We start from the raw sequence: 14,185 nt of genomic DNA on the forward strand, positions 1-14,185 counted from the left end.
CGATGTGCGGCCTGTGCGGAACCTTCGCGCCCGACGGTGACATGGACCGCTCCGTCGCCGCGGCCATGCACGCCCGGCTGCTCCACCGGGGGCCCGACGAGACGTACTCGCTGAGCACCCCGACCCTGTCGGTGAAGCTCGGCCGCCTGGGCATGACCGCGCTGAGGGACGGCTGGCAGCCGGCCGAGGACCGCAGCGGCCGGTTCGTGGCCATGACCAACGGCGAGGTGTTCAACCACCGGGAACTGCGCCGGCGCCTGGGGGAGGACCGGTCCGCCAACGCCGTGGACGTGGCGGTCATCCCCGAGCTGTTCGCGAGGTACGGTTCCGCCGGCCTGCGGCTCGTGGACGGCCAGTTCGCCACCGCGGTCTACGACAAGGCCGAGGGCTGCCTCTACCTCGGGCGCGACCGCTTCGGCATCTGCCCGATGCACTACACGGCCCGGGACACCACGGTCCACTTCAGCTCCGAGCTGAGGCCCCTCGTCGCCTCCGTACCGGCCACCTGGCGGCTGGACCACCGCGCCCTCGACCAGTACCTCTCGCTCGGCAACATCGTGGCGCCGCGCACCCTGGTCAGGGACGTGCACGCCGTGCCGCCCGGCTGCGTGGTCCGTTTCGACGCGCAGGGTCACCGTACCGACCGCTACTGGCGGTACGGCGAGTTCGCCGGCGCGGACGCGGCCCCCGTCACCGCCGGAGAACTCCGTGCGGCGCTCCACGGCTCGGTACGCGACCGGCTGAGCGCGGACGTGGAGATCGGTGCCTACCTCAGCGGCGGCTTCGACTCCTCCACACTGGTGACGGAGGCCGCCGGCGTCCTGGAGAAGCCGGCCCGCACCTTCTCCGTCCTCTTCGACGACGCCGCACTGGACGAGGGCCGCTTCCAGCGCGAAGTGGCCGAGGCGGTGGGCAGCGAGCACCACCAGATCCGCTGCACACCGGCGCACGTCGCGGCGGAATTCGAGGAGATGGTCCGGCACTGCTGTTACCCGCAGCGCGAGACGTACAACGTGGCCGCACTGATGCTGTCCCGCGAGGTGCACCTGGCCGGCGTCAAGGGCGTGATCTCGGGCGAGGGCGCCGACGAACTGTTCTTCGGCTACGACTCGTACGCCTTCGACAGCCTCCCGCGCCGCCGCCCGCCGGAGGCCCGCCCCGAGAACGAGAGCGCGTGGGGCAGGGCCGACTTCGGCTGGGAGGTCGACTGGCGCAGGCGGGACCGCCACCGCCGGCTGGCCCTGACGCCCACCGCCGCGGCAGCCGCGGAGGGCGACGAGTTCTGGCGGGAGCGGCTGATCCCCTTCGACGACCGGGAAACCGCCCGGCTGAGCCGGATGCAGATGCGCTCGATCGCCGACGTCCACGTGCAGCTCGGCGGCCACCTGCTCGGCGACCACGGCGACATCATGCTCATGGCGCACTCCGTAGAGGGCCGCTACCCCTTCCTCGGCAACGAGGTGGTGGAGCTCGGGCTGCGCGCCGGGGACGCCGAGAAGGTGGCGGACTTCGAGGGCAAGGCCTGCCTGAAGGCCGCCTACGCGGACGTCCTCCCGGAGCCGGTGCTGCGGCGCGCCAAGCAGGGTTTCACGGCCTACGGGCTCGACGCGGTCGCCGACGACCGGCTGCTGGCGCGCTGGCGCGACCTCGTGGCGGCGAGCGGGGTGTTCCGACCGCAGGCCCTGGACGAGCTGGGCGCCGACCCGACCCCGGACCGGTGGGACCTGCGGCTGAGCCTGATCACCGTGAGTGTGATCATCGACGAGCTGGGGCTTCGGTCATGACGGACGACGCGTGGAACGCACTTCTGCACGGCGGGTTGTGGCGGTCGCCCCGCATGCTGTGGGTGGAGGACGACACCGAGTACAGCGCGCGGCGCGTGGACGACCTCGCCTCCGCGGTCGAGGCGGCGATCGCGGCGGCCGTCCGCGCGGACGGCCCGGTCCGGGTGATACGGATACGGTCCGACGCGAAGCTCGGCTGCTTCGCCGGACAGTTGGCGGCATGGCGGGCCGGGTGCGTGGCCGTCGCCGACGACGGCGGCTTCGGCCCGGAGGAACTGGACCACGTGCGGCCCGACCTGGCGCTGACCGTCACGGTGACGGGCGACTCCTGGTCCGTTGCGGCCGAAGGCGCGGCGGACCGCCCGAGCGCCGGTCGTGCGGCGAACCGCCCAGGCACCGATCGCGCGGCCGGCCGGACGAGCACGGACCGCATCCCCGCGGAGGTCGTCGCGGTCAACTTCACCTCAGGGAGCACCGGCAGCCGCAAGGCGGTGGCGGTGACCCGGGGCAACCTGCTGGCCCTGTTCGCCTGCCGCGGGCTGGACGTACCGGCCGCCACCGGCCGGCTGACCTCCGGCAGCTTCGCCCGGCCCGCCTACGACGGCTGGTGGTTCGACACCTGGCGGACCGTCGCGGCGGACGGCACCGTGGTGTGCCTGCCCGGCGTCAACGAGGACGTCTTCGCCTGGCCCGACCTGGCCCGCACGTACGGCATCGACCGGGTGCTGCTGCCCGCGGCGGTGGTCGCCACCCTGGTCGCCGCCGTCCCCGAGGCGATCGCCGGCATCCCGTGGCTCTTCAGCGGCGGCGAGCAGTTCCAGGTCTCCACCTACCGCCGGGCCCGGCAGGCGGGCCTGCGCAACCACTTCGTCAACCTCTACGGCCCGACCGAGGCGACCTTCGCCACCCACCGGTACGAGCTCCCGGAGGTCCTCACCACCCCCCTCATCCCCATCGGCAGACCGCTGGACGGGTGCCGGCAGACCCTGCGCACACCGGAGGGGGACCGGAACGGGCACGGAGACGCGGACCACCCGTCCACCGCCGGCCGCGAGCTGGTCGTCGCCGGCCCCCTCGTCTGCCTCGGGTACCTTGCGGCGGGCACCCTCGCCCACCGGTTCGCAGAAGAGGACGGGGAACGCGCCTACCACACCGGTGACCTGGTCAGCGTCGACGACGCCGGCGACCTCGTGTTCGCCGGCCGGCTGGACAGCCGGATCAAGGTCAACGGGACACGGGTGGACGCCGCCGCCCTGGAACAGGAGGTGGCGGCCCTGCCCGGCGTGCTGGACTGCCGGGTCGTCCAGGACGCCGAGTCGACGGTGGCCTTCGTGCGCACCGCCGCGCCGGGCGCCGACACCGCGCTCGCCTCGCTGGTCGAGCCGGTCGTGAAGGGCTTCTCGCCCGCGATCCGGGTCCGTCTGACGGACAGCTTCCCGACGAAGTCCGGCGGAAAGGTCGACACCCGCCTCCTGATGGCCCGGCACCGCGCGACAGAAGAAGGCGGAGAGAGATGACCGACATATCGACAGCCATGATCATCGCATGCGTGCAGAAGGTCCTGAACAAGGACATCACCGAGGAGACGGACATCTTCGCCGCCGGGGTCGACTCGCTGGCCGTCCTGCGCTGCCGCGCCCTGCTCAAGCAGCAGACCGGCGTCAGGGTCCCGGGCCACGTCTTCTTCGGCGGACGGACACCCGCGGGCATCGCCGAGTTGATCGGAGCCGAGAATGCTGGTCGTTGAGGACAGCCCGCTCTACTCGGCGGAGTTCTTCGCCGTCGGCGACCCCTACGCCTACCTGGCGGACCTGCGCGCCGAACACCCGGTCTCGATCCACCGCAGGCCCGACGGGTACGAGTTCTACGCGCTGACCCGGTACGACGACGTCTACGCGGCGTACATCGACCACCAACGGCTCAGCTCGTCGTACGGCACCATGATCGACGGCTCCTGGCACCCGGAGAAGGACACCGCCTCCGGCCGTATGCTCATCGTGGCCGACCCCCCGGCGCACACCGCGATCAAACGCCCCGTCAAGCACAGCGGGTTCAACCGGGCCATGCTCGGCAACACGGGCCGCACCGTCCGCCGGAACATCCGCGCCGCCCTGGCCGAACTGTCCGTCGGCGACCGGCTCGACTTCAGCCGGGTCGTCGCGCCGGAGCTGCCCAAGGGCGTGCTGGAAGTCCTCTTCGGCGTCGGGCCCAAGGACGCCGCGGTGCTCCTCGAAGCCACCCGCACCATGATCGGCTACCGCGACGGCGCGTACGCCGGAACGTCGCCCCTGGACTCCCTGGTGGACGCCCAACTGGAGGTCCTGGACTTCGTCGACGACCTCATCGAGCAGCGCATCGACTCCGGCGCCGACGATGACATGATCGGTTACCTCGCCCAGTGCGTCGTCCGGGGCGAGATGACGCGCGACGTCGCGCTGCTGAACGGACTCAACGTCGCCGTCGGCGGCAACGAGACCACCCCGCACACTGCCAGCCTGGCCGTGGACACCATCCACCACGAGCGTGCCCAGTGGCAGCGGGTGGTGGACGGCGACGTCTCCACCGAACTCGCCACCCAGGAGCTGCTGCGGTGGACCTCCACCAACAGCTACGTGCAGCGGGTGACCGTGGCCGACGTCGAGATCGGCGGGTACACCATCCCCGCCAACAGCTTCGTCACCCTGTGGAACATGTCGGCGAACCGCGACGCGGCCGTGTTCGACCGCCCCGACGACTTCGTGATCGACCGCCCCGACAACCGGCAGATCGCCTTCGGCGCGGGCGTCCACCGCTGCATCGGCGCCCCGGTGGCGACCCTGGAGATCCAGACCCTGATCGAGGAACTGGCCGCCTGGGACAAGGCGTTCGTGGTGGTGGACACCCCGCGGAAACTCCACTCCAACTTCATGCTGGGGCTGACGGAGCTGCACGTCGAAGTGGTCGGTGCCGAGGACGCGAAGGACCTGGCGAAGTGAACGGACGTGAAGCACCTGGCGACATGAGCGCAGCCACGGCCACGGGCACCACGGGCGTCAGGGATCTCATCGCCTCCTTTCCGGCCGCCGGCGCCGGCGGCAGCACTCTGGGGAACCTGGAGAAGCTCGCCGCCCGCCGCGGCATGGCCTACACCGCCCTGCCCAACCCGCCCTCCACGCAGGCCCTGACCTCCGGCGGGTGGCAGGAGGCCTGCACCGAGCAACTCCGGCGGGCGGCCGGCCGGTCGGGGGCGGACCGGGTCGTCCTGGTCGGCCACTGCATGGGCGGCCTGTCCGCGCTCCGCCTCCACGACGGCCTCACCGAACGCCTCGCCCTGTCCGTCGCCCTGCTGGTCATCAACGCGCCCTGCCCGGACCCCGAGGGCCGCATCCCGACGATGTCGCACTACTCCGACGCCCAGGTCGCCGCGGCACTGGCCCACGACGGTTTCCCGCAGGACCTCCTCGATGACGAGGACATGCTCGCCGAGATCGCCGACGGCATCCGCCGGGACGCCGTGGTCGCCGACCACCTCGCTGAGTGGGTCGCCGCGGCCGGCCCGCTCGGCACCCTCCACGTCCTGTCCACCCGCGGCGACGTCTTCATCCCGCCCGAGAACGTCGTCGGCTGGCGCCACCGGGTGGCGGGAGAGTTCCACCTGACGGTCGCGGACGGCGGCCACTCGCTGGACGAGACCGTGATCGGAGTGCTGGAACGTTCCCTGGAGGCGTGCCTGGCCGCGGTCGCCGAACCACCCCCCGTACGACCGCACGCGGCGCCGACCACCCCGGAGGCGGAGTGAGCGATCTGCAGAAGTCGATGGGCGGCACCGTCGGCACCTTCGTGGCGCTGTCCACCATCCTCGGCAGCGGCATGATGATCCTGCCCGGCACCAGTTACCACGAGCTGGGCAGGTCGGTCTGGATTCCGTGGACGATCGCCGCGCTGTCGGTCGTACCGCTGCTGTACTGCTACGCATGGCTCGGCCGCCGCCACCCGTCGGCCTCCGGGGTGGCCCACTACGCCGAGATCGCCCTGGGCCCCTCCGCGGGCCGCGCCGCCGGGATGTCGGCCACCTTCGCCCTGGTCACCGGCATCCCCGGCACGGCCGTCACCGGGGGCCGCTACGCGGCGCAGTTCTCCGGCGTGGGAAGCCTCACCTGGATCTTCCCGGTACTCGTGCTGGCCGGCGCCACCGCCGTCGCCCGCGTCGGCACGAACGTTTCGGGACGGCTCCAGGTCACCTTGATCCTCTGCCTGTTCGCCGTGGTGCTGTTGACCGCCGCGGCCGCCGTCGCCGTCCACGGACCCAAGGCGCCGGCCACCGCCTTGCCGCCGATCGGCAGGATCGGCGGCGTCCTCACCGCCGTCTACGTCGCCTTCACCGGCTGGGAGACCGTCGCCTTCACCTTCGAGGAGCACAAGCAGCCGCACCTCATACCGCGCATCTTCGCCGCCTCGTACCTGATCGTTGTCACGCTCTACGCCCTGGTGCTCGCCGGCCTGTTCGCCGCCGTCAGCTCCCACGACGACGCCCTCGACTCCGCCCCGCTGCTCCTGCTCGCCCAGCGCGCCTTCGGCGGCCTCGGCCGCCCGGTCACCCTGCTGCTGGTGCTCGCGCCCATCACCGCGAACGTCTTCGCGTCCGTCCTGGCACTGTCCCGGCTCGTCTTCGGCCTGGCCCGCAGCGGCTACCTGCCCGCCCCGCTGAGCCGGGTCCGGGCCCGCGACCGCAACCCCGTGACCGCAGTCCTCGCCGTCGGCGCCGTGCTCACCCTCATCGCGGTCACCGCGTCCACCGGCCTCGTCCCGTTCGAGTCCCTCTTCATCGTCTCCGGCGGCATCTACTTCGTCCTCTACGGCATCGGCGCCGCCTCCTTCGCCAGGCTGGCCGAGCCGCGCGCGGCGACCCGCGCCGTCACCGTGCTGTGCGCCGTGACGGTGACCGCCGTCACCCTGCTCGCAGGACCGCCCATGTGGCTCTGCTGGTTCCTGTTCGCCGCCGTGTTCGCCGCCGCCGCCCTCCACCGCCGCTCCCGGACCCGGGACCCTGCGGCGGCCGGCCCGCCTCCCGCTCCCCGCCCGGCAGCCGACCACCAGCGGAGCCCCCGATGACCGACGCCCCCGCCCCGGACGGCGTCCCTCGCGTGACCGTGCTCTTCCCCGGCGCCGGCTCCTTCGGCCGCGAGTTCCAGCCGCTCACCGCCGCTCTCGGCCGCGCCGCCTGGACCGTCCGCTACCCCGGCCGGTACGGGCGCGACTTCGGCGTTCCCGCCCCATCGTTCGACGCCGTCGTCCGCTCCTGCGCCGAGCAGATCGGCCGCCGGAACCACGAACGCCCGGTGTTGTGCGGCCACAGCTACGGGGCGTATGTGGCGTACGCGACCGCTGCCCGGCTGGCGAGGGCCGGCACCTCGGTCGCGGCCCTGGTGGTGTCCGGCGCGCGTGCCCCCGAACTCCTTGAGGTGCCCGAGAAGGCGGCGGCCTCCCACGCGGACGCTGCGGTGTACCTCGACGACGTCGACCCGGTGGCCCTGGCGGACGCCCCCTCGGACGAGTGGCGGGAGATCCTCGTGGACACCACCCTCCAGGACCTCCGCCTCCTCGCCGGCTTCGCACCCCCGCCCCCCGGCCCCCTGACCTGCCCGGTCCTCGCCCTGCGCGGCACCTCCGACCCCCTCACCAGCGACCTCGCCCTCACCCCCTGGCGCGACGTCACGTCCGGCCCCTTCACCCAGCGCACCTTCCCCGGCGGCCACACCGACGTCCTCCACTCCCCGCCCTGCACGACCTGGCTGAGCGGAGCCCTGGGCGAACTCCCGTGACGGACCTGCCCCCGTCTCACCTGGGCGGGCTGGGGATTGCCCCTTGGTCTTGGGGGGCCTGCTCCATGTCGTCGTACACCGTGGGGCCGTTCGACTGTCCTGTCGTGACACACAACGTGTGCACGCAGCGCGTGGCGTATACGACCGGGGAGGTGGCCAAGCGACCGTGCGTGGGGGGGAAACGCCGTCGTGGGCCGGGTCGCTGTAGGTGTGGAAGAGGTAGGCGGCGTGCTGTGCCGGATCCTCCTTGCACGCCGGTTCCAACTGAACCTTGAAGTCGTCGCTGATGGGCTTCGAGCGATTGCCGCCCGGATCCGGGACGGAGGCGTCGGCGCTGTTCGGCGGACAGGCGGGATCAGCGGCGTCGGGCTCAACGTCCGTTGGCGGGGGTTTGGTATCGGTGTGCGTCGAGGGTGTGTTCGCGGTAGGGCTCGCGTGGGCTGCCGGCGGGGGTTGGGGCGAGGGCGCCGACGGCTTCGTGGAGGTCGCCGCACGTGTCGGCCTTGCCGGGGCAGGCGGGGCCGTCGACAACGTTTTCGGCAGCGGCGTCGGGCTCAACGTCCGTTGGCGAGGATTTGGTATCGGCCAGACACACAATGGTTCGAGCCTCGAAGAGTCTGTCAGCGTGCTGATGGGCGGTCAACGAGCGGCAATCACGGCTCAGCCCGGTGAGCGGCGGCTATCGGACATCGTCGGCCGACACGAGAGCCCGGCCGAAGTCGGCACGCGCCTTGTCAAGGACCGAGGGCGCGGGTCCGCCGGGACGGAGCCACTCGGCCGGATCCGGCGCCTCGACGAGCGTGCGCCCGGCAGTGACGTGCGTCACGTTCCACTGCGAAAGATCCGAGACCCGGGCCAGGTGCTCGTCGGTGAGCAGCTGCATGCAGTGGGCATCCGGGACGAACCGGCTCCACAGGTCGGCGTGTTCACGCAGTGCGGCGGCGGAGACCTCCGGTCGCAGCGGCGGCAGGGCCCGGCCGCGCGCGTCCCAGGCGTATACCCGGTGCGGCGTCGGCGCCACGAAGGCATAGCGCGCGTGCTCCGCTTCGGCGAGGACGGCCTCACGGGCCCGGCCGGCCTGGGCCGCCAGGGAAGCGGACGCGTCATGGGTCTGATACGTCGCCTGGCCGTTCGCGCCGATCTGGACCGAGGCGGCCCGCGACGCCCGCTCGTCCGCGTACAACAGCGCGCCGGACGAAGCCACGTGCAGTGCCGACGCCAAGTGCGCCGCCACGTCGCCGGTGGTGTCGAGCTGGTTCATCCCGCCGCTGGAGACGTAGGCGTCACCTCCGGCCTCGGCCGCCCAACGCGCCGCCCGCTCGGGCCAGCCTGCCGCCCCGGCATCGCCCGGCGCGGCCAGCGCGACGTACGCCGTCACCATCGGATCGGCGATCCGCTCAACCCAGGCCGGCAGCCGGATGGTCTTCGTGGCCCGCAGCTCACCCGACAGCCCACCCGCCCGTACTTCACCGGCGAACGCCTCCAGCCACGTGACCAGCGCCTCCCAGCTCTCCAACTGTGTCAGCTTCACCGAGACACCCGCGAAGCTCGCTGTCAGCCAGGCCCCCCAGACAGAATCCGCCGCCTCGTTGACCACCTCGTTGGCCGCCGCAACCCCCCGACGCACCACATCGACAACCGCCGCACCGCCACTGTCATCCGGAGCGAACTCCACCCGGACATCATCGAAGCCATTGGCCTCCAGCTGACGCAGAATGCTGTCGAGATCGATGCCGACGCCGTCACGGATCGTCATGCCGCCACGGTACGGCGAACGCCCGCCGTCCGAGCCGAAACCCTCGGCAGTCGGCGCGCGTGACCTCGGGCCGCAAAGACGCGCTGAAACTCCTTTCGAGATCCTGACGCCGTGCGAGGACCGGGACTTCGGCCGTCAGAGGATGGTTACCGTGCGGTCATGGCAAACGCAGAGATCGGTGTGATCGGCGGCTCCGGCTTCTACTCGTTCCTGGACGACGTGACCGAGGTCCAGGTCGAGACGCCGTACGGACCCCCCAGCGACTCCCTCTTCCTCGGCGAGATCGCCGGCCGGAAGGTCGCCTTCCTGCCCCGGCACGGACGCGGCCACCACCTCCCGCCGCACCGCATCAACTACCGCGCCAACATGTGGGCCCTGCGCTCCGTCGGGGTCCGCCAGGTCCTCGGCCCCTGCGCCGTCGGCAGTCTGCGCCCCGAGTACGGGCCGGGCACACTGCTGGTTCCGGATCAGTTGGTCGACCGTACGAAGTCCCGGGCGCAGACGTACTTCGACGGGCTGCCGCTGCCCGACGGCACGGTGCCGAACGTCGTGCACGTGTCGCTCGCCGACCCGTACTGCCCCACGGGCCGGACATCCGCGCTGAAGGCAGCACACGGCCGGCACTGGGAACCCGTGGACGGCGGCACGCTGGTCGTGATCGAGGGCCCGCGCTTCTCCACACGTGCCGAATCGTTGTGGCACCGGGCTCAAGGCTGGTCAGTGGTGGGGATGACCGGTCACCCCGAGGCGGCCCTCGCCCGTGAGCTTGAGCTCTGCTACACGTCCCTGACCCTGGTGACCGACCTCGACGCGGGTGCCGGGACCGGCGAGGGCGTCTCGCACGAGGAGGTGCTTCAGGCGTTCGCCGCCAATGTGGACCGGCTGCGGGGCGTGCTGTTCGACACCGTGGCCGCCCTGCCGGCGAACGAGGCGCGGGACTGCCTTTGCGCGAACGCGCTGAACGGGATGGATCCCGGGTTCCAACTGCCGCAAGGGCAGTGAATTCCGGTTCGAGGACCTCAGCGACGGCTTCGGCCAGGTTCGCCGCGGCACGGTTCGCGGCCCTCCGGCAAGCCGCCCGGCAATCCTTGCCGGGGACACGGCTGCGATTCCTTACGAACTCGTGGCGGACCGCTCTGCCACCGATCGCCCTCCGCCTGCCCGACCTACTGTCGCCGCATGCGTGTACTCGTCACCGGCGGTGCCGGTTTCATCGGTTCGCACATCGTTGCCGCCCTCGCGTCCCGCGGCCATGAACCAGTGGTCCTGGACGCCCTGCTGCCCACCGCCCACGCCGGGCCGCTGGAACAACTTCCGTCCGGAACCGCACAGTTCCACCACGAGGACGTCAGGGATCCCGAGGCGGTGCGGCGGGCGCTGCACGGTGTGACCGCGGTCTGCCATCAGGCGGCGATGGTCGGTCTGGGCAAGGACCTCACCGACGCACCCGATTACGTGGGCAGCAACGACCTCGGAACGGCCGTACTGCTCGCCGAGATGGCGCGGGCGGACGTACGGCACCTGGTGCTGGCCGGGTCCATGGTGATCTACGGCGAAGGGCATTACGCCTGCCCGCAGCACGGCAGGGTGGCCCCCGGACCGCGCGCGGCGGCGGACCTCACGGCCGGCCGCTTCGAGCCGCCCTGCCCGCGTTGCGGAGCCGACCTGGTACCGGGACTGGTGGATGAGGAGGCGCCCGCCGATCCGCGCAACGTCTACGCCGCCACCAAGATCGCCCAGGAGTACCTGGCCGCCGCGTGGGCCCGGTCCACCGGTGGTCGCGCGATGGCCCTGCGCTACCACAACGTCTACGGGCCGGGCATGCCGTACAACACCCCCTATGCGGGCGTCGCCTCCTTCTTCCGGTCCGCGCTGGCCCGGGGCGAGGCCCCGCGGGTCTTCGAGGACGGGCACCAGCGCCGCGACTTCGTGCACGTCGCGGATGTCGCGGCGGCGAACGTGGCGGCGCTGGAGGCGATCGCGGACCGTCCGCCCGGCTCCTTGCGTGCCTACAACACCGGCAGTGGAACCCCGCACACCGTGGGGGAGATGGCCGCCGCGCTCGCTGCCGCAAGCGGCGGCCCCACTCCCGTGGTCACCGGCGAGTACCGGCTCGGCGACGTGCGGCACATCACCGCGTCCTCCCAGCGCCTGCGCACCGAACTCGGCTGGCGCCCCGCCGTGGACTTCGCCGACGGTGTCGCGCAGTTCGCCCGCGCCCCGCAGCGGGGGCTCCCCGCCGGGCGCGCACCGCGCTGAACCGCCGGCCCGGCTCGGGGCCACGCGGTCCGTGGCGAGAGCCACCGGCCGCACATCGAGTCGACCCGGCGGGGGCACCCGGGTGCGGAGAGCTACGCCGCACTGTCGCCGAGCTGTGGCCGACAGTGATCAATGTCCGTGTTTCGTAAGGGCGGGAGTCCGATTCATCCCTGTGTGGCTCCGTAGTGTGAAGCGGGTGACAGGCTCACCTCATCATGACCACCCGGTCGCCGCGTCGCCCGGCGCGGCACCGTCCGGCCACGCGCATCCGGCCCTTCGCTCCGCTCCCGGCGCTTCCCCCGCCTCCGACGCGACGGCCCTCCCGGCCGTCGACGGACAGCGTCCCGTCGCCGACATCGTGCTGCCCTGCCTCGACGAGGCGGCCGCCCTGCCCTGGGTGCTCGGGCGTGTCCCGGTCGGATGGCGGGCGATTGTCGTGGACAACGGTTCCACCGACGGTTCCGCCCGCATCGCCGCCGAGTCGGGGGCGCTGGTGGTATCGCAGCCGGTACGCGGCTTCGGCGCGGCCTGCCACGCCGGGCTGCTCGCCGCGACCGCGGACGTGGTCTGCTTCTGCGACTGCGACGGCTCGCTCGACCCGGCGCTGCTCGCTGATCTGGCCCAGCCGGTTCTGACCGGTGCGGCCGACCTCGTGCTGGGGCGCCGCCGTCCCACCGCCCGGGGCGCGTGGCCCCTGCACGCCCGGCTCGCCAACCGCGAACTGGCCCGCCGGATCCGCCGCCGGACCGGGTTGCGGCTGCACGACCTCGGGCCGATGCGCGCCGCCCGCCGCGAAGGCCTGCTCGGCCTGGACCTGACCGACCGCCGATCCGGTTACCCGCTGGAGATGCTGGTCCGCGCCGCCGACGCGGGCTGGCGGGTGACGGAGAGCGATGTCCCGTACCTGCCACGGACCGGCCGGTCCAAGGTCACCGGCACCTGGCGCGGCACGTGGCAGGCCGTTCAGGACATGAGCGCGGTGCTGCGCGCACCGGTCCGGCGCCCGGCCGGCGGAGACGAGCCGGCCGGCGTCCGCGGCGCCCTGTCCGGACCGCGTCCTGCCGGCGCCGCAGCCGCTCCGGCCCCACGGCACGGGACAGACCGATGACGGCCGTGCGAGGGGGAGGTGGCGGTACGACGCTGCTGGTGATCGCCAAGGAGCCGGTGCCCGGGCGGGTCAAGACGCGTCTGACGCCGTACTGGACGCCGCGCCAGGCCGCAGAACTGGCGGAAGCCGCACTCGCCGACACCCTGGAAGCCGGTCTGGCGCTGCCTGCCGGTCGTCACGTGCTCGTACTGGACGGGAAGCCCGGGCCGTGGCTGCCCGCGGGCTATCAGGTGGTGGCGCAGGCCGCCGGAGGGCTCGACGCGCGACTGGCCGCCGCGTTCGCGGGGTGTGACGGGCCCGCGCTGCTGATCGGCATGGACACCCCGCAGGTGACCGCGGAACTGCTGCGGCCCGTGTTCGCCGACGCGGCGTGGCAGGAGTGCGACGCCTGGTTCGGCCCGGCGGCCGACGGCGGTTTCTGGGCGCTGGGGCTGGCCGAGCCGCGCCGCCCCGGACTCCTGCTGGGCGTGCCGATGTCCACGGCCCGCACCGGCGCGGTGCAGCGGGCGCGGTTGACCGCGGCGGGTCTGCGGGTACGGGACCTGCCGGTACTCCTCGACGTGGACGAACCGGCGGACGCGGTCGAGGTCGCCCGGGCGGCGCCGCGCACCCGGTTCGCCCGGGCGGTGGCCGAACTGGGCGCCCTGCGGCGGGGGCCGGCGGGAGCGGACCGCCCACCGGCCTCCCGTGTCCCGTCCGGCCCGGCGCCCGGGCCCGCGCACGCCACGACCGGCGACCGGCCCGCTGCCGGGACCCCGCCCCGCACCGCTCCGGACGCCGCCCGGTGACCGCTCCGGCACCGGCACCGCAGTGCACGACCTGGGGCGGGGACCCCTACACCCTGGCCATCCGGGACGGCCGGGGGCCGCTGTTCCTGCGCCGCCCCGACGGCTGGCTGCTGCCGCTGGAGGTGGAACGGTGGTGCGCCCCACCTGACGCCGCGGACGAGGCGCTGCTGCGACGCTGTCGCGGGCCGGTGCTCGACATAGGCTGCGGCCCCGGCCGGATGGTGGCCGCTGCGGCGGGCCGTGGCATGCCTGTTCTCGGAGTGGACGTCAATCCGGCCGCGGTCGAGCGGACCCGCAGCAAGGGCGGGCCCGTGCTGTGCCGCTCGGTGTTCGACCGGCTGCCCCACGAGGGCGCCTGGGGCACCGCCCTGCTCCTGGACGGCAACATCGGGATCGACGGCGACCCCCGCGCCCTGCTACGGCGGATAGGTGACCTGCTCGCCCCGGGTGGGCGGCTGCTCGCCGAAGCGGCGCCGCACGAGGTCGACGAGCGGCTGACCGTACGGGTGCAGGACGGACACGGCCGGCAGGGCCGGGACTTCCGGTGGGCCCGGCTGGGCCCCGCCGCGCTGCGCGGCGCGGCGCTGGCGACGGGCTGGACGGTGGCCGAGGAATGGACCGCGGACGGCCGCCGGTTCGGGATGTTCCTGAACCCGGTGCCCCCGTCCGCCCGGTGAGCTCCCGCCGGC

General features: G+C 73.0%; 13 protein-coding genes. 12 read left to right on the top strand and 1 reads right to left on the bottom strand.

Features of this window, described 5'->3' with window-relative positions:
* The first annotated feature begins 2 nt into the window (after nucleotides 1-2).
* The 7 genes from asnB to ITX44_RS20260 are packed head-to-tail and all read left to right on the top strand — an operon-like array spanning nucleotide 3 to nucleotide 7,585.
* A complete protein-coding gene (gene asnB, locus ITX44_RS20230) occupies nucleotides 3-1,784 on the top strand; it encodes an asparagine synthase (glutamine-hydrolyzing) (RefSeq protein ID WP_205358697.1) in 1,782 nt (593 codons plus the stop codon).
* Nucleotides 1,781-3,301, top strand: coding sequence for an AMP-binding protein (locus ITX44_RS20235; protein WP_205358698.1), 1,521 nt, complete (start codon nucleotides 1,781-1,783; stop codon nucleotides 3,299-3,301). Before asnB ends, ITX44_RS20235 begins: the two co-directional genes overlap by 4 nt.
* On the top strand, nucleotides 3,298-3,531 hold the full coding sequence (locus tag ITX44_RS20240; RefSeq protein WP_205358699.1) for an acyl carrier protein: 234 nt from the start codon (nucleotides 3,298-3,300) through the stop codon (nucleotides 3,529-3,531). Before ITX44_RS20235 ends, ITX44_RS20240 begins: the two co-directional genes overlap by 4 nt.
* Nucleotides 3,518-4,759: a cytochrome P450 gene (locus tag ITX44_RS20245; protein WP_205358700.1), complete on the top strand. Its 1,242-nt coding sequence runs from the start codon at nucleotides 3,518-3,520 to the stop codon at nucleotides 4,757-4,759. The genes ITX44_RS20240 and ITX44_RS20245 overlap by 14 nt, the downstream gene beginning before the upstream one ends.
* A 23-nt stretch (nucleotides 4,760-4,782) precedes the next feature.
* Nucleotides 4,783-5,562: an alpha/beta fold hydrolase gene (locus tag ITX44_RS20250; protein WP_205358701.1), complete on the top strand. Its 780-nt coding sequence runs from the start codon at nucleotides 4,783-4,785 to the stop codon at nucleotides 5,560-5,562.
* Entirely contained in the window at nucleotides 5,559-6,875 is a 1,317-nt protein-coding gene (locus ITX44_RS20255; RefSeq protein WP_205358702.1) for an APC family permease, read from the top strand. Before ITX44_RS20250 ends, ITX44_RS20255 begins: the two co-directional genes overlap by 4 nt.
* Nucleotides 6,872-7,585: a thioesterase II family protein gene (locus ITX44_RS20260; protein ID WP_205358703.1), complete on the top strand. Its 714-nt coding sequence runs from the start codon at nucleotides 6,872-6,874 to the stop codon at nucleotides 7,583-7,585. The genes ITX44_RS20255 and ITX44_RS20260 overlap by 4 nt, the downstream gene beginning before the upstream one ends.
* 679 nt (nucleotides 7,586-8,264) lie before the next feature.
* Here the strand turns inward: ITX44_RS20260 and ITX44_RS20265 are convergent.
* The gene (locus ITX44_RS20265) at nucleotides 8,265-9,341 is read right to left on the bottom strand and encodes a hypothetical protein (RefSeq protein ID WP_205358704.1); all 1,077 of its coding nucleotides are present in this window, start codon (nucleotides 9,339-9,341) and stop codon (nucleotides 8,265-8,267) included.
* Nucleotides 9,342-9,500: 159 nt separating this feature from the next.
* Here ITX44_RS20265 and ITX44_RS20270 point away from each other — a divergent pair, with 159 nt between their 5' ends.
* The 5 genes from ITX44_RS20270 to ITX44_RS41260 all read left to right on the top strand — a co-directional run bounded on the left by ITX44_RS20270 (nucleotide 9,501) and on the right by ITX44_RS41260 (nucleotide 14,173).
* On the top strand, nucleotides 9,501-10,343 hold the full coding sequence (locus tag ITX44_RS20270) for an S-methyl-5'-thioadenosine phosphorylase (RefSeq protein WP_205358705.1): 843 nt from the start codon (nucleotides 9,501-9,503) through the stop codon (nucleotides 10,341-10,343).
* Between the two features lie 177 nt (nucleotides 10,344-10,520).
* Nucleotides 10,521-11,600: an NAD-dependent epimerase/dehydratase family protein gene (locus ITX44_RS20275; protein ID WP_205358706.1), complete on the top strand. Its 1,080-nt coding sequence runs from the start codon at nucleotides 10,521-10,523 to the stop codon at nucleotides 11,598-11,600.
* A gap of 355 nt (nucleotides 11,601-11,955) precedes the next feature.
* A complete protein-coding gene (locus tag ITX44_RS20280) occupies nucleotides 11,956-12,708 on the top strand; it encodes a glycosyltransferase family 2 protein (protein ID WP_205358771.1) in 753 nt (250 codons plus the stop codon).
* Complete coding sequence (locus ITX44_RS41255; RefSeq protein WP_236061126.1) at nucleotides 12,705-13,496, top strand: TIGR04282 family arsenosugar biosynthesis glycosyltransferase; 792 nt, start codon at nucleotides 12,705-12,707, stop codon at nucleotides 13,494-13,496. The genes ITX44_RS20280 and ITX44_RS41255 overlap by 4 nt, the downstream gene beginning before the upstream one ends.
* Nucleotides 13,493-14,173, top strand: a complete 681-nt coding sequence (locus tag ITX44_RS41260; protein WP_307795391.1) for a methyltransferase domain-containing protein — start codon at nucleotides 13,493-13,495, stop codon at nucleotides 14,171-14,173. The genes ITX44_RS41255 and ITX44_RS41260 overlap by 4 nt, the downstream gene beginning before the upstream one ends.
* Nucleotides 14,174-14,185: the final 12 nt, after the last annotated feature.

The organism is Actinacidiphila acididurans (assembly GCF_016918855.1).
GTDB classification, from domain to species: Bacteria; Actinomycetota; Actinomycetes; order Streptomycetales; family Streptomycetaceae; genus Actinacidiphila; species Actinacidiphila acididurans.

Coding starts and splice junctions, on each gene's coding strand:
- ITX44_RS20250 (WP_205358701.1), top strand. CDS start 4,783: ATGAGCGCAGCCACGGCCACGGGCACCACGGGCGTCAGGGATCTCATC.
- ITX44_RS20260 (WP_205358703.1), top strand. CDS start 6,872: ATGACCGACGCCCCCGCCCCGGACGGCGTCCCTCGCGTGACCGTGCTC.
- ITX44_RS20265 (WP_205358704.1), bottom strand. CDS start 9,341: ATGACGATCCGTGACGGCGTCGGCATCGATCTCGACAGCATTCTGCGT.
- ITX44_RS20235 (WP_205358698.1), top strand. CDS start 1,781: ATGACGGACGACGCGTGGAACGCACTTCTGCACGGCGGGTTGTGGCGG.
- ITX44_RS41255 (WP_236061126.1), top strand. CDS start 12,705: ATGACGGCCGTGCGAGGGGGAGGTGGCGGTACGACGCTGCTGGTGATC.
- ITX44_RS20270 (WP_205358705.1), top strand. CDS start 9,501: ATGGCAAACGCAGAGATCGGTGTGATCGGCGGCTCCGGCTTCTACTCG.
- asnB (WP_205358697.1), top strand. CDS start 3: ATGTGCGGCCTGTGCGGAACCTTCGCGCCCGACGGTGACATGGACCGC.
- ITX44_RS20275 (WP_205358706.1), top strand. CDS start 10,521: ATGCGTGTACTCGTCACCGGCGGTGCCGGTTTCATCGGTTCGCACATC.
- ITX44_RS20245 (WP_205358700.1), top strand. CDS start 3,518: ATGCTGGTCGTTGAGGACAGCCCGCTCTACTCGGCGGAGTTCTTCGCC.
- ITX44_RS20240 (WP_205358699.1), top strand. CDS start 3,298: ATGACCGACATATCGACAGCCATGATCATCGCATGCGTGCAGAAGGTC.